This window comes from Priestia sp. MDV22-iso46 (assembly GCF_058629175.1).
Genome location: NZ_JBZVWT010000001.1, coordinates 1,417,893 through 1,431,706, shown reverse-complemented (window position 1 = coordinate 1,431,706; position 13,814 = coordinate 1,417,893). Strand labels below are relative to the sequence as shown.

General features: G+C 37.9%; 11 protein-coding genes. 9 read left to right on the top strand and 2 right to left on the bottom strand.

Translation table 11 applies throughout. The annotated features are described in order from the left end of the window. Positions 1 to 61 precede the first annotated feature (61 nt). The 6 genes from AC4NPH_RS07360 to AC4NPH_RS07335 all read left to right on the top strand — a co-directional run bounded on the left by AC4NPH_RS07360 (position 62) and on the right by AC4NPH_RS07335 (position 8,560). The gene (locus AC4NPH_RS07360) at positions 62 to 1,210 is read left to right on the top strand and encodes an aromatic ring-hydroxylating oxygenase subunit alpha (protein WP_098314628.1); all 1,149 of its coding nucleotides are present in this window, start codon (positions 62 to 64) and stop codon (positions 1,208 to 1,210) included. 80 nt (positions 1,211 to 1,290) lie between these two features. Continuing rightward, positions 1,291 to 2,544, top strand: coding sequence for a quaternary amine ABC transporter ATP-binding protein (locus AC4NPH_RS07355; RefSeq protein WP_013056249.1), 1,254 nt, complete (start codon positions 1,291 to 1,293; stop codon positions 2,542 to 2,544). 2 nt (positions 2,545 to 2,546) lie between these two features. Then, positions 2,547 to 3,410 carry an ABC transporter permease gene (locus AC4NPH_RS07350; RefSeq protein WP_013056250.1) on the top strand — a complete coding sequence of 288 codons (864 nt, stop codon included), beginning with the start codon at positions 2,547 to 2,549 and terminating at the stop codon, positions 3,408 to 3,410. Positions 3,411 to 3,431: 21 nt separating this feature from the next. After that, the gene (locus AC4NPH_RS07345) at positions 3,432 to 4,313 is read left to right on the top strand and encodes a glycine betaine ABC transporter substrate-binding protein (protein ID WP_013056251.1); all 882 of its coding nucleotides are present in this window, start codon (positions 3,432 to 3,434) and stop codon (positions 4,311 to 4,313) included. 620 nt (positions 4,314 to 4,933) lie between these two features. Beyond that, on the top strand, positions 4,934 to 7,687 hold the full coding sequence (locus AC4NPH_RS07340; RefSeq protein WP_053487050.1) for a CHASE3 domain-containing protein: 2,754 nt from the start codon (positions 4,934 to 4,936) through the stop codon (positions 7,685 to 7,687). A gap of 18 nt (positions 7,688 to 7,705) precedes the next feature. Then, a complete protein-coding gene (locus AC4NPH_RS07335) occupies positions 7,706 to 8,560 on the top strand; it encodes a CheR family methyltransferase (protein WP_013056253.1) in 855 nt (284 codons plus the stop codon). A 28-nt stretch (positions 8,561 to 8,588) separates the two neighbouring features. Here the strand turns inward: AC4NPH_RS07335 and AC4NPH_RS07330 are convergent, their stop codons facing one another. Both AC4NPH_RS07330 and AC4NPH_RS07325 read right to left on the bottom strand, forming a co-directional pair. Beyond that, positions 8,589 to 9,731: a SpoIIE family protein phosphatase gene (locus AC4NPH_RS07330; protein WP_013056254.1), complete on the bottom strand. Its 1,143-nt coding sequence runs from the start codon at positions 9,729 to 9,731 to the stop codon at positions 8,589 to 8,591. 185 nt (positions 9,732 to 9,916) lie between these two features. Continuing rightward, on the bottom strand, positions 9,917 to 10,531 hold the full coding sequence (locus tag AC4NPH_RS07325; protein ID WP_491938674.1) for a LysE family translocator: 615 nt from the start codon (positions 10,529 to 10,531) through the stop codon (positions 9,917 to 9,919). 290 nt (positions 10,532 to 10,821) lie between these two features. On the opposite strand from AC4NPH_RS07325, the gene AC4NPH_RS07320 reads away from it, so the two are divergent. The 3 genes from AC4NPH_RS07320 (at position 10,822) to AC4NPH_RS07310 (ending at position 13,814) form a co-directional block, all read left to right on the top strand. Next, positions 10,822 to 12,195: an amino acid permease gene (locus AC4NPH_RS07320; protein WP_098197132.1), complete on the top strand. Its 1,374-nt coding sequence runs from the start codon at positions 10,822 to 10,824 to the stop codon at positions 12,193 to 12,195. A gap of 173 nt (positions 12,196 to 12,368) precedes the next feature. Beyond that, positions 12,369 to 13,061: a Crp/Fnr family transcriptional regulator gene (locus tag AC4NPH_RS07315; protein WP_013056257.1), complete on the top strand. Its 693-nt coding sequence runs from the start codon at positions 12,369 to 12,371 to the stop codon at positions 13,059 to 13,061. 36 nt (positions 13,062 to 13,097) lie between these two features. Beyond that, positions 13,098 to 13,814, top strand: a complete 717-nt coding sequence (locus AC4NPH_RS07310) for a YjjG family noncanonical pyrimidine nucleotidase (RefSeq protein WP_053487051.1) — start codon at positions 13,098 to 13,100, stop codon at positions 13,812 to 13,814.

Sequence of the window (13,814 nt, the reverse complement as noted above, 5' to 3'; positions counted from 1 at the left end):
CGTCAGCTCTTGCGAATGGTTCTATTTAAATGTTTCTAAAGAAGCGAAGGAGGAATAGTAAATGGTTATGGAACATGGTTTAGTGAATGATAATGGGAGACTTGAGCCCACGTTGAAAGGAGAGCTGTATACATCTTGGGACATTTTTAAGTTAGAAAAAGATCATATATTTTCTAAATCATGGAGTTTAGTTGCATTTGAATACGAAATAGCAGAACCAGGACAATATATTACGACGAGAGTTGAAGGCGAAAATATTTTAATTACTAGAGGAAAAGATCACGTGCTGCGTGGATTCTTGAACGTATGTCGGCATCGAGGAGCTAAGCTGTGCAGCCAAGCATCCGGTAAAGCAGGTGTCATTCGCTGTCCATATCATTCGTGGAGCTATAGCTTAGATGGTGATTTAGTAGGTGTTCCTAACACAAGCCACTGTCGAGAAGAACTCGTGCATAATGAAAATTACGGACTAACATCCGTTCACATTGAAGTGTGGCACGGCATGGTTTGGGTTAATTTATCTGACAATCCTATGTCTGTTGAATATCAGCTAGACGCACAAATTTTTGATCGTTTTGGAGAACTTTATACGTTTGCTAGATATGAAATTCAAAACTTGAAATCCGCTCATCGTGAAGAATATGAAGTCGAGGCAAACTGGAAGCTTATTGTAGAAAACTTTCAAGAGTGCTATCACTGTTCCTCTATTCATCCTGAACTTACGGCAACGCTGCCTGAATTTCGTTCGGGAATCGGCACTCAAAGTTCCGTGGGAGGCGGAGCTAAGTTTGGGAATGAATTAGAAGCTTTTTCAATCAGCGGGAAAGGAAGCCGTCCTATGCTAAAAGGATTGCTTCCTGAAGATGACCGCACGTATTTTGGCATTACCGTTCTGCCGCTTGTATTTATCAATTTAACACCGGATCACGTTATTATTCATCGTATTATTCCAATTAGTGCGGAAAAGTCTAAAGTGATTTGTGAATGGTTATTCGACCCGGAAGAAATGGCTAAGCCTGATTTTGACCCAAAAGATGCCGTGGAATTATTTCACCGCGTTAATTTACAAGACTTTGAAGCGTGTGAGTGGTGTCAAGAAAATATGAGCTCAAAATCTTATAAAGAAGGAGGTATTTTAGTACCTATCGAACAGCACGTTTCTCATTTTTACAATTATGTATTGGAAGCAATCGGTATGAAGGTCGAATAGTAAGTAGAAGTGGTCTGACACGTTACCTTAAGGTGTCAGACCACCTCTAACAATCTACTTTAAAATAAGGGGGAAATAAATTGAGTACAAGCTCTAAACTAACAGAACCCATTATCCGCGTTACCGATGTTTCAAAAGTATTTGGTCGCCAAAAAGAACAGGCTCTTAAGCTACGAGAAGCTGGAGAAAGTAAATATGAAGTCGAACAAGCTACTAAGACAACCGTTGCTATTTACAATGCTCATTTCGAAGTAAAAAAGGGAGAAACCTTTGTGTTAATTGGATTATCAGGAAGCGGGAAATCTACTTTACTTCGATGCTTGAACGGGCTTGTAGAACCGACGGAAGGGACGGTATATCTAGAAAACACAGATATTTCTCATATGCCAAAAAGACAGCTTCAGGAAGTCCGGAGAAATAAAATTGGGATGGTCTTTCAAAATGTGGGCCTCCTTCCAAACCGCACCGTGATTGACAATATTACGTTCGGTCTAGAGATACAAGGTGTATCAGCAAACGAAAGAGAAAAGCGAGGGAAAAAAGCGCTTGAAATGGTGGGCTTAAATGGACAAGCTTATAAAAGAATTTATGAATTATCAGGAGGTATGCAGCAGCGGGTTGGATTAGCGAGAGCTCTTGCTTCTGAGCAGGAGATTTTGCTGATGGATGAGCCTTTTTCAGCTTTAGATCCTCTTATTCGAAGAGATATGCAAAAGCTATTTCTTGATATTCAGGGAGAAGTACAAAAAACAGTTATTTTTGTGACGCATGATTTGGATGAAGCATTAACTTTAGGCCACCGGGCTGCCGTGATGAAAGATGGGGAAATTGTACAGCTTGGAACCGCTGAAGATATTTTAAGTCAACCGGCAACTGGTTATGTAAAGCTGCTTGTTCAAGACGTTAATTACGGCAAAATTCGCCTTGCTAAAGACGCGGTGGTGCCGGTAGAAACGGCTGCCTATGAGTATGAATCACCGCAAGTCGTATTAAGAAGAATGAGAACCAATCATTTATCTACTATTTTTGTTCTTGATAGTGCTGACCGCTTATTGGGCTTAATAAGCATTTATACGGTGATGGAGCTGATAGAAGCTCATAAGCATGATTTAAAAGGAAAAGAAATGACACAGCCGCATTGTGTTAATCCGGATATGTCTTTACAAGAAATGATTCCTTTATTTACAGACAGTCATTCGCCTGTAGTCATTGTTGATAATCATCATCGCCTACAAGGTATGATTTCCCCAAACACTCTTATTGCAAATCTCACTGAGCGTACTGCAGTGACCGAGCAACAAGAAGTTAAGTCATATCAAATGGAGGTCCGATAAATATGATGGTAAATTCCGCGACGATTCCTCGTATCCCTTTAGATAAATGGGCAAACTCATTTGTTGATTACATGATTGATAGTTTTTCAGGTGTATTTACTGGAATCAACCAGATAATGACCAGCTTAATAAGCAGTCTCGAATGGGTATTGACCGCTTCTCCTCCGCTAGTAACGGTCGTTGTTTTTGTTCTATTAGCGCTATGGTTAACAGATTTGAAGATAGCTGTATTTACGTGTTTTGGTTTACTTCTTATTATTAGCTTGAATTTATGGGAAGCATCGATGCTGACCTTATCTCTTGTTTTAGCTTCTACTATTATCTCACTTCTATTTGGCGTTCCTTTAGGCATATTATCACACCGCTTTAACAAAGTTGGAGCAGTGATAAAGCCCATTCTTGATATTATGCAAACAATGCCTGCTTTTGTTTACTTAATTCCGTCCGTACTTTTATTTGGATTAGGGAATGTTACAGCTCTTATTGCTACTTTTATTTTCGCAATGCCGCCTGCCGTTCGTCTGACGCTGCTTGGACTTCAGCAAGTTCCCCAAACCACTTTAGAAGCGGCAGAAGCTTTTGGAGCGACGGAATGGCAAAAATTAATTAAAGTCCAGCTGCCGCTCGCTTTGCCTATGATTATGTCGGGTGTAAACCAGGTTATTATGCTATCTCTTTCGATGGTTGTTATTTCTTCGATGGTCGGTGCAGGGGGCTTGGGTGCTGAGGTATTAAGAAGCATCAGTATGTTGGATGTAGGCTTAGGATTTATCGGTGGGATTGCAGTTGTCATTATTGCCGTTATTTTAGATCGTCTGACGCACCTTTCTACTCAAAAAAGAGAAGGTATTCAATCAAGTAAATAAAATGAATAAAGGTGGGAGTATATGAAACAATCAAAAAAAATTTCTTTTATTATGCTAACAATCGTCATTATGCTGCTTGTCTCCGCATGTGGCAATAGCAATACGGCAAGCAGCACCACGACTAAAAAAGAAATTACAATTGGATACATACCATGGGACGAAGCCGTAGCTGTTACGTTTCTATGGAAGGAATTATTAGAGGAAAAAGGTTATAAAGTTAAAGCAGTTCAAAGCGACGTAGCTCCGCTTTTCTCAGGAGTTGCTCAAGGAAACATTGATTTATTTTTGGATGTATGGATGCCGACCACTCATAGTTCTTATATGAAAAGATTTGGAAAACAAGTTGATGTGCTCGGTACTTGGTATGATCAAGCAGATAGCGGATTGGCCGTTCCCGACTACGTAGACGCGCAGTCACTAGCTGATTTAAAAAATAAGAAAGATGAGTTTAACGAAAAGATTATTAGTATTGAACCAGGATCTGGAATAAACGGTCTTACTAAAGATCATGCGATGCCAAGCTATGGGTTAACAGACTGGAATTTAGTAGAAAGCAGCACAGCCGCCATGTTATCGGAATTAGATAAAGCCATTGCTAATAAAGAACCCATTGTTGTTACGTTATGGCGCCCGCACTGGGCTTTTGAAAAGTATAATCTCAGATACTTAAAAGATCCCAAAAATACGATGAATCCAACTGGACCTGAAAAAATACAGTCGATTAGCAAAAAGGCATTTAAAGAAGATTATCCAGAAGCAGCAAAGTGGCTGAAAGATTTTTCTATTAGTGCCGATCAACTAGCATCTTTAGAATCAGAAATTAACAGTGCAAAAGACGAAACAAAAGGTGTAAAAAACTGGATTTCTAAAAATAAAAAAGTGACGGAAAGCTGGGTAAAATAATAAAAGGAAAAGAAAAGGCTGTCTCATAAGTGAAGCTATTGACTTAGAGACGGTTTTTTTGTGGGAGAACTTTTTATCTGCAGCTTTTCTAACGGATTAAGGTCGGTAAAAGCTCAATAAATGAAAGTTTTTTAACCTGATATGTAAATTAAAAAAATATATTTAAATTAAAAAAAGTGGCACTGCTTTCTATTATCCAAGTACAATTTAAATAATGGATGCTTTACGTTTCGCATGTAAGTATTTATTTATACCTATGTTGTCATAATTTATGTGATTCCCCAAAGCATAAATTACTTTTCATTACCTTATTGTGTACAAAAATATTGTAAGATAGGCTCATGCTTTTAACAGCATGGGCCTATTTTTATAGACAGCTTGAAAATAGATATTTACAAACTGGAAAATTAATCTTTCCCTCTTGTACAATATATATTCTTCTGTACAAAAATAGAGTGTATAATAGGAATGTTGAATTGATAGGAAAAAGAGAGAAGCCCTATCAACTAAAGGAAGATGGAGCGGAGAGTGTGTACTGAAAGTAAAATTGTCCAGTGGCAAAAATAAACATGTTTTTCGAATGCTTCTAGAAGAATATCTAGAATGAAAGTAGGAACATTATGGAAAAGAAAATGAGGTTTGGCATCAAATCCAAAATTATTATTGGATATTTAATTGTTATTGTCTGTTTATTTATTGCATTTATTGTTTTAAACAGTCAAATTTCATCTTTGCAAAAAGAACGAAATTTTATCATTGATCATGATATTGAAGTGCATGATCTGACCAATCGAATTGAAAAACACCTGCTCGATATGGAAACCGGACAAAGAGGCTATATTATTACAGGAGAAGCGAGTTACTTAGAACCTTATAACAGCGCAGCATCAAGTTGGGAAAAAGATTATAATGCACTGTATCAGCTTCTAAATAATAATCCAAATCAGCAGGAGAAACTGGAGAAGATTAAAGGAAGCATTCAAGACTGGATTGAAGCTGCTGGTGAACCGACCATTGCATTAAAAAAAGAAAATAATACAAAAGAGCTTCAGCAGTTTTTTGAGAAAGATCCTGGGCGCCAGTATATGGACGATATACGCAGCCAGTTTACTTCTTTTAGAAATGTAGAGAAAAAATCGACTGAAACAAGAGCAACAGAGTTAGACGAGAAAAATCAAAAAATTAAAATTGGACTTTACGGTTTGCTGTTATTTGTTACGCTTATTTCACTTGCTATCGCTATTGTTTTGTCCAATTCCATTGTGAATACGATTAAAGAAGTTACGCAAACGATCAAACGAATTACGGCTTCAAAAGGCGAGTTAAAAGGAAGAATTAAAGTTCGATCTAATGATGAAATTAAAGATTTAGGGATAGCCACGAACGCGTTGTTAGAAAATATTGAAGAGCGAAACTGGCTTCAAACGAACATTGCTCATGCTGTAACGATGTACCAAGGCATAGCATCTGTAGACAAGCTTGCGGAAAAATTTCTCTTTACGGTTTCAGAAATGACAGGAGCTTCTTTCGGAGCATTTTATGTTCGAGAGGAAAATGATAAAGGAGATCTATTCGTCAAACAAGCTGCTTTTGCAGATAGAAAAGGCGACGCGGGAAGAGAGAGCTTTTTGATAGGCGAAGGGCTCATTGGACAAGCTGCTTTAGAAAAAAGAACCCTTGTCATAAACGATGTACCTGACACGTACCAGCTCATTGCTTCAGGATTAGGAGACGTAAAACCTAAGAGTATTTTTATTGTACCCGTCTTGTTTGAAGATGAAGTAATTGCAGTTATCGAGCTGGCATCGCTGCACGAACTTACAGTTTTAGAGCAAGAACTTATTAGTCAAGTGATTGAAACGTTTGGTCTCACTATCAATGGTGTAATCAGACGTATGGAAATTGCCCGTCTATTAAAAGAATCTCAGGCGATGACAGAAGAGCTCCAGGCTCAGTCTGAAGAACTTCAAACACAATCAGAAGAACTGCAAATGCAGTCTGAAGAGCTGCGTATGATTAATGAGCAGCTAGAAGAAAGAACAAAAGATGCAGAAGAAAAATCGTTTGAATTAGAGGCTGCAAAAGAAGATTTAGAAGAAAAAGCGCATCAGCTGGAATTGAATTCTCAATACAAATCTGAATTCCTTGCTAATATGTCGCACGAGCTTCGAACACCGCTTAACAGCATTCTTATTTTGTCTGAAATGCTTGAGGAAAACGCGGCTAAAACGCTATCTGAAGATGAAGAAGAATATGCTCGTATTATTCATTCTTCAGGAAAAGACTTGTTGGCATTAATCAACGACATCTTGGATTTATCAAAAGTAGAGTCTGGAAAACTAGATGTCTTGCTTGCTGAGATGAATATGAGTGAGCTTCCAGATCAAATTGAACGTAATTTCAGCCACGTTGCTGAACAGAAAAAAGTACAATTAAAAATTAATAAAGCACAAGATGTACCGAACATCATTCACACAGATGAAAAGAGATTCCAGCAAATTGTGAAAAATCTTTTATCAAATGCATTTAAATTTACGGAATCGGGATCTGTCACAGTATCCATTCAACGAGTGGCTGACCATCGTCTTACAACAGCTATGCGTACAGTGGATACGGATTGCTGGCTAGAAATAGCTGTAGCTGATACAGGGATTGGTATACCAAAAGAAAAGCATCAGCTTATTTTTGAAGCGTTTCAGCAGGCGGATGGAGCTACGGTTCGCAAGTACGGAGGAACGGGACTTGGCTTATCTATTTGCAGTGAGTTTGCAAAATTATTGGGCGGCTGGATTTCCCTAAGCAGTGAAGTAGGAAAAGGAAGTACGTTTACACTCTATCTTCCTAGTCTCTCTAACGGTCTTGTTGACTATGAAAAAGTAAATTTTGCATATGAAGAAGTAGCAGTATCTATAGAAGAAGCTGAACCTGAAGCAGAAATAACTGAAATTGACCATCCTGTACAACCAGTTGAACCTTCATTGCCAGATGATGAAAATGTGTTTCAGGATAAGCGAGTGCTCATCGTAGATGATGACCAGCGCAACATCTTTGCCTTAAAAACTGCGCTAGCTAAACAAGGTATGACCATTATGACAGCTCATAACGGAATAGAGTGTCTTGAAATGATGAAGAATAGTGAACCATTTGATCTCATTTTAATGGATATTATGATGCCGCAAATGGACGGATATGAAGCGATGCAGAAAATTAGAGGAGAGCTAAAGCTTGTTGATTTGCCTATTATTGCACTAACCGCTAAAGCGATGAAAAATGATCGTGAAAAATGCTTGGAAGCTGGAGCATCAGATTATATCAGCAAACCTTTAGATTTAAATCAGCTGTTCTCCGTTATGCGTGTATGGCTAGTAAATTAAGCGGGGTATGAAACATAAATGGATATGAAGCACCTAGATTTAAGTGAAGACTTAGTTATGAATAAAAAAACAGATTTAGAGATTGATTTACTGCTGACGGCTATTTATCGATTAACAGGATTCGATTTCAGACAGTACGCTAAATCTTCTATCTGTCGCCGGGTCTATAATCGAATGAAAATTGAACGTATTCCAACCGTATCTCGATTGTTAGAAAAAGCGATTCATGAAGAAGAATTTATGAATCAGCTTTTAAATGATTTTTCGATAAATGTAACAGAGATGTTTCGCGATCCAAGCTTTTTTAAAGCATTTCGCACAAAAGTGATTCCGGTATTAAAGGATTATCCGGAAATTCGCATTTGGCACGCTGGCTGTGCAACGGGTGAAGAGGTATTTTCTATGGCGATTCTTTTAGAAGAAGAAGGGTTAATGGATAAAACGGTCATTTACGCAACCGATATGAACGAAGATGTATTAGAAAAAGCAAAACAAGGTGCCTTTTCTTTACGTAAAATGAAGTCATATACAAAAAATTATATTCAAGCCGGTGGAAAGAACGCCTTCTCGGAATATTATCAGACGGACCATCACTATGCATATTTTCATCCGTCGCTGTTAAAAAATATTATCTTTGCTCAGCATAATTTAGTCACGGATCAGTCATTTAATGAATTTCACGTCATCATTTGCCGAAACGTCCTTATTTATTTTACAGCTCAGCTGCAAAATCAAGTGTATAATTTATTTTCAGAAAGCCTGTGTGCAAAAGGATTTCTTGGGCTTGGTGATAAAGAAACGCTTCGCTTTGCTGAAGGAGCAGCTTCTTATATCGAGTTTGCAGGGAACGAGCGCATCTATCAAAAGCAATAAAAAAAGACCTCATTTATGAGGTCTTTTTTTATTCTGCTTGTGCTTGAATCATAAGCACGCACATGTCATCAGGCTGATTTAACTTTTGTTCTTCTGAAAAAATTTCATTCATAAATGTCTGCGGATTTGTCCATTTTTGTTCAGTAAGCTTTTGAAGACGAAGAGCAGATTCATTTTCGCAAGGGCCCATTGATTCAAGAGCTCCGTCTGTAAATAGCAAAATTTGCACATCGTTTTCAAAGCTGACAACAGATTTCTGAACGTCCATTTCTTCAAAAAACCCTACAGGACAGCTTCCTCGTTGAAGAGGAACGAGCGTATGTTCATCGACTAACATATAACCTTCTGGATGCCCGGCATTCACATATTCTACTGTCTTAGCTTCCGTATCAATCACTAAATAAATAGCAGTGAAATAGTAAGGGATTTCATCTTTTTCGCTGTGCAATAATTCCATGTAGCGATTCAACTCTGTAATAACCTGCTCAGGGTCTATGAGAGACTTGATAGCTTCTCTGAGCACAGACGAAATAAACATACAAACAAGCGAGGCAGAGATGCCGTGCCCCATCATATCAAAAAGAATAATTCCGTACCGATGCTCGTCAATTTTGTGCCAATAGTACATATCACCCGCTAATTTAAAAGAAGGATAATATGAAACTTCCATTTGAATATCTTTCTCTCGTAAAGGGGGACTGAGTAAGTTTTGCTGTACGTGCGTAGCTAAATCTAACTCAGTTTGAATTTTCTTTTCATGTTCCGTGTGCCAGTCAATTTCTGCTTTAAGGCGTAAGGCTACCCGCATACGAGCCAGCAGTTCCACTTTATTAATCGGCTTTGTGACGTAATCTGTTCCGCCGGCGTCTAGAGCTTCTACTAATTTGCTGCTGTCTTCTAGAGCTGTGACAAAGATAATTGGAATATGTTTTAAGCGTTCTACCTGTTGAATTCGCCTGCAGGCTTCGATTCCATCAATTTCGGGCATCATAATATCAAGTAAGATCAAATCGACCGAATTCGTTTTTGAGTTCTCGTCGTCCAGGTTAAGATAGTCGAAAAGGGCATGGGCAGACGTAAGAGACACACAGTTATCGTAGCCAGCACCTTTTAAAATTTTTTCAATCACAAATAGATTGACTTGATTGTCATCTACTAGAAGAATGGTCATGCTTTATTTCCCCTTATTATGTTTGAAGACTAATGATTGAGTATGTAGTTTTCAAGCATTTTTATACTTTTTCTGTTTTTCTATTTATCTATTATACAGAAAAGACAGCGTTTAGGGTATTTTTTAAGATTATTCTTTTCTATTAAAAAAGTAATTTCATCCCGGAAAAGGAGATAAATGACTTTTTATATCAACTTGTATAACGCAAATATCCCGAAAGTCAGTACAACTGCTCCCGAAATACGATTTACCCAGATCAAGCTGTTATTCGTAAACTTCGACCGGGCAAGACTAATAGCAAAACTGAGCGAAAGCCACCAGTAGGCCGATCCTAAAAATACGCCTGCAACCATTGTCAAAGCAGAAGCAACATCAAATACTGATTTACTAATGCCTACACCAGAAAATACGCCAATAAAAAATAAGATCGTCATTGGATTCGTAACCGTTAAAAAAAGAACGGATGTATAAGAACGAAGCAAACCCCCTCCTTTAGCAGCGGCAGCGTGCTCTGCAGGTTGAGAACGAAAGGTTTGTACACCTAAATAACATAAAAATAATCCCCCAATCAGCTGAAGCCAAATCTTTTGGGTTAGTAAAAAGGTTGTAATGAACGTTAGGCCAAACGCAGCGGTGCATCCATAAAGAGCATCTGCTGTAGCTGCTCCCAGCCCGGATACAAATCCGTGTAATCGCCCTTTAGATAACGTGCGATTAATACATAAAATACCAATGGGACCGACGGGAGCAGCAACGGAAAAACCGATCACTAACCCCTTTAGAAAATAAAATAAGTTCATCTTTTACGTTGCTCCTATGAAGTTTTTCTTTAGTATAGTACAAAAGCAATCGTGAATGAAGCCAATTTTGAGAAAGTTGTTAACACATGTTTTTAGTCTGTTCGGGTACATCATGATGGTGTTATAAAAAAACATCACTAGTAAATTTGTTTTAATCATTAAAAAGTTAAAAAACTAAATTATTTTACACAGAAAATTAAATGTAGTAAAATAATTCACTGTTACATATATAGAAAGATCTACCACTAAAAAGTAGTCATTCGTAATGAGATAAAGAGAGGTTAGTCATCATGAGTAATCTGTTTGCAAAAAAAGATGTTAACAAGCTGTTAGAGGAAAATGCAGCAAAAGAATCAACTAAGACACTAGGGTTATTTGATGTGATTTTGATGGGAGTAGGAGCAACTATTGGGACAGGAGTTCTGGTTATAGCAGGGTTAGTTGCAGCCAGGGATGCAGGGCCCTCGGTTTCCATTTCCTTTGTTATTTCTGCAGTAGCCTGTATTCTTGTTGCGCTGTGTTATGCAGAATTTGGTTCAGCTATTCCAAGTTCGGGAGGCGCATATACATACATATATGTTTCACTAGGAAAATTTGTAGCGCATTTAATAGGGTGGTCCATCGTAGGCTGCTATACGGTATCTTTAGCTTCAGTAGCGGGTGGATGGTCATCTTATGTGAATAATATGCTTACTGAATTTGGTATTAGACTTCCTGAATCGTTCACGGCCATACCGAGCGATGGAGGTATTATTAATCTTCCGGCAGTATTTATTGTGCTGTGCATGTCGTTTTTATTAACAAGAGGGGTAAAAGAAAGTAAAAAAATAAATAACTTAATGGTTTTAATCAAGATAGGTATTGTTCTTTTATTTGTAGCCGTCGGCGTCTTTTTTATTCATACAAATAACTGGCACCCATTTACCCCTTTTGGTGTGAAAGGAATCTTTGCAGGCGCAGCTTCCGTCTTTTTTGCTTATAACGGATTTGATGCCATTTCTACTTCGGCAGAAGAAGTGAAAAATCCGCAAAGAAACTTGCCGCTAGGCATTTTGATTGCACTAAGTGTTTGTGCAGTCATTTACGTAGTAATTGCATTAGTATTAACAGGAATGGTTTCCTATAAAGAGCTAAACGTAGGCGATGCGTTGTCATATGCGCTCAATAGTGTAGGACAAGAATGGGCAGCGTTCATTGTATCTATAGGAGCGGTTATTGGTATTATGGCCGTCGTATTTGCTTATTTGTTTGTCGTGCCTCGCATACTGATGTCAATGAGCCATGATGGATTATTGCCGTCTCTTTTTGCGAAAGTAAACCGAAAAAACAGCGAACCTGTCATATCCACATGGCTTGTGGGCGCGTTAGGCGCTGTTGTAGCTGGTTTTGTTGATTTAAAACAGCTGGCAGATTTAGCGAATATGCTAGCGATTGTCACGTTTGCTGCCGTTTCATTTTCGATTTTGGCTCTACGAAAAACTCAGCCTAACCTAAAACGCGGTTTCAAAGTACCTTTTGTACCATTTATTCCAATTATTGCTATTCTTTGCTGTATCTTTCTTATGTTCAACTTATCAATGAAAACGTGGATGTATTCAATCGGCTGGATGCTGATTGGCGTCTTTATTTACGTTGGATACGGTAGAAATAAAAAGAGCGTTTAGCAAAAAAAGACTCTAAGCGAACAAGCTAGAGTCTTTTTTGTGTATATATTTATCTTGAAAGTGAGCTATGAACATAACGTAAAAATTAAAAATTTATTTGAGACATATGTCCTTTTTATTTTAGGAAATGTTATTGTTTAATAAAAGAAACCGTTATGATGGAGAGGAAAAACATGAGGGAAATTACGAGTGAGAAACAGCTGATGGAGTATATAAATACTTATAAATTAGAGTCGGTTTTCAAAAAAGAGTTACTACCACATTTGTCATTGTATGATGTCGAGGCAGGGGAACGTCTTTGTTCTCAAGGAGATGCGTCTCACTGTTTGTACATATTGATGAAAGGCAAGGTTAAAGTTTATACCATATCGCCCGAAGGCAAGACGCTTGTTCTTTCCTTTAAACAGCCCCTTGAAGTAATAGGCGATATTGAGTATGTACAAGATGTTGATATTATGAATACGGTTGAAGCCGTTTCACCTTTAGTTGTTATCGGTATACCATACAAACGATTAAAACAGCATGCGAGCAATGATCCACAGCTGCTGACGTTTTTACTGGAAATGCTCACAAAAAAGTTTTGTGCAAAATCGAACTCGCTAAGCTTTAATTTAATGTACCCAGTTGAAGTGCGGCTGGCTAGTTACTTGCTCTCTATTTTTTGTGAAGAATCGCATTTGGTTATGAATCAAAAAACAGAAAGCTTAAAAGATATAGCTAATTTAATCGGAACGACTTACCGGCATTTAAATCGTGTTCTTCAGAAATTTGTAGCGCAAGGAGTTATTGAAAAAAAGAAAGGCTCCATTATTCTCAAAGATAAGGAAAAACTGAGCTGTCTAGCAAACGACAATATATACGAGTAGACAAAGTAATAGATTAGTTGAAGGAGAGAGAGAAGAATGAAAACATACCGAACGCTGCTATTTGACATTGATAATACGCTTTTAGATTTTAACGCAGCTGAAGAGCAGGCTTTACAGCTTCTTTTTGCTAACCACGATATTCCGCTGACTGAGGAAAGCAAAAAACGTTATAGCTTGATAAACCAGGGGTTATGGACAGCTTTTGAAGAAAATAAAATAAGCCGTGAGCAAGTTGTAAATACTCGCTTTTCTACTCTATGTAAAGAATATGGAATAGAAAAAGACGGAAAGCTACTTGAAGCGGAGTACCGAACGTATTTGAACAATGGTCATCAGCTAATTGACGGAGCAATTGAGGTAATTAAAAACCTGAACTGTCACTATGAGTTATATGTTGTTACAAATGGCGTATCGGCTACGCAATATAAGCGCCTTCAGGACTCAGGTCTATATCCTTATTTTAAAGAAGTATTTGTTTCAGAAGATACGGGCTTTCAAAAACCTATGAAGGAATATTTTGATTATGTTTTTTCACGTATAAAAGAGTTGTCCGTACATGAAACATTAATTGTTGGAGATTCTTTGAGTGCAGACATTCAAGGCGGGCAGCTAGCGGGTATTGACACGTGCTGGTTTAATCCTCAGGAAAAAAAGAATGATACAAATTGGAATTCAACCTATGAAATAGGAAGGCTTCAAGAGCTTTATGACCTGCTAAACGTAAATAATGAAGTAGCTTCGGTACAAGTGTAA

What these genes read in the sequence shown, in the direction of transcription:
- AC4NPH_RS07360 (WP_098314628.1), top strand. Translation starts at nt 62, where the DNA reads ATGGTTATGGAACATGGTTTAGTGAATGATAATGGGAGACTTGAGCCC.
- AC4NPH_RS07350 (WP_013056250.1), top strand. Translation starts at nt 2,547, where the DNA reads ATGATGGTAAATTCCGCGACGATTCCTCGTATCCCTTTAGATAAATGG.
- AC4NPH_RS07345 (WP_013056251.1), top strand. Translation starts at nt 3,432, where the DNA reads ATGAAACAATCAAAAAAAATTTCTTTTATTATGCTAACAATCGTCATT.
- AC4NPH_RS07340 (WP_053487050.1), top strand. Translation starts at nt 4,934, where the DNA reads ATGGAAAAGAAAATGAGGTTTGGCATCAAATCCAAAATTATTATTGGA.
- AC4NPH_RS07335 (WP_013056253.1), top strand. Translation starts at nt 7,706, where the DNA reads ATGGATATGAAGCACCTAGATTTAAGTGAAGACTTAGTTATGAATAAA.
- AC4NPH_RS07330 (WP_013056254.1), bottom strand. Translation starts at nt 9,731, where the DNA reads ATGACCATTCTTCTAGTAGATGACAATCAAGTCAATCTATTTGTGATT.
- AC4NPH_RS07325 (WP_491938674.1), bottom strand. Translation starts at nt 10,531, where the DNA reads ATGAACTTATTTTATTTTCTAAAGGGGTTAGTGATCGGTTTTTCCGTT.
- AC4NPH_RS07320 (WP_098197132.1), top strand. Translation starts at nt 10,822, where the DNA reads ATGAGTAATCTGTTTGCAAAAAAAGATGTTAACAAGCTGTTAGAGGAA.
- AC4NPH_RS07315 (WP_013056257.1), top strand. Translation starts at nt 12,369, where the DNA reads ATGAGGGAAATTACGAGTGAGAAACAGCTGATGGAGTATATAAATACT.
- AC4NPH_RS07310 (WP_053487051.1), top strand. Translation starts at nt 13,098, where the DNA reads ATGAAAACATACCGAACGCTGCTATTTGACATTGATAATACGCTTTTA.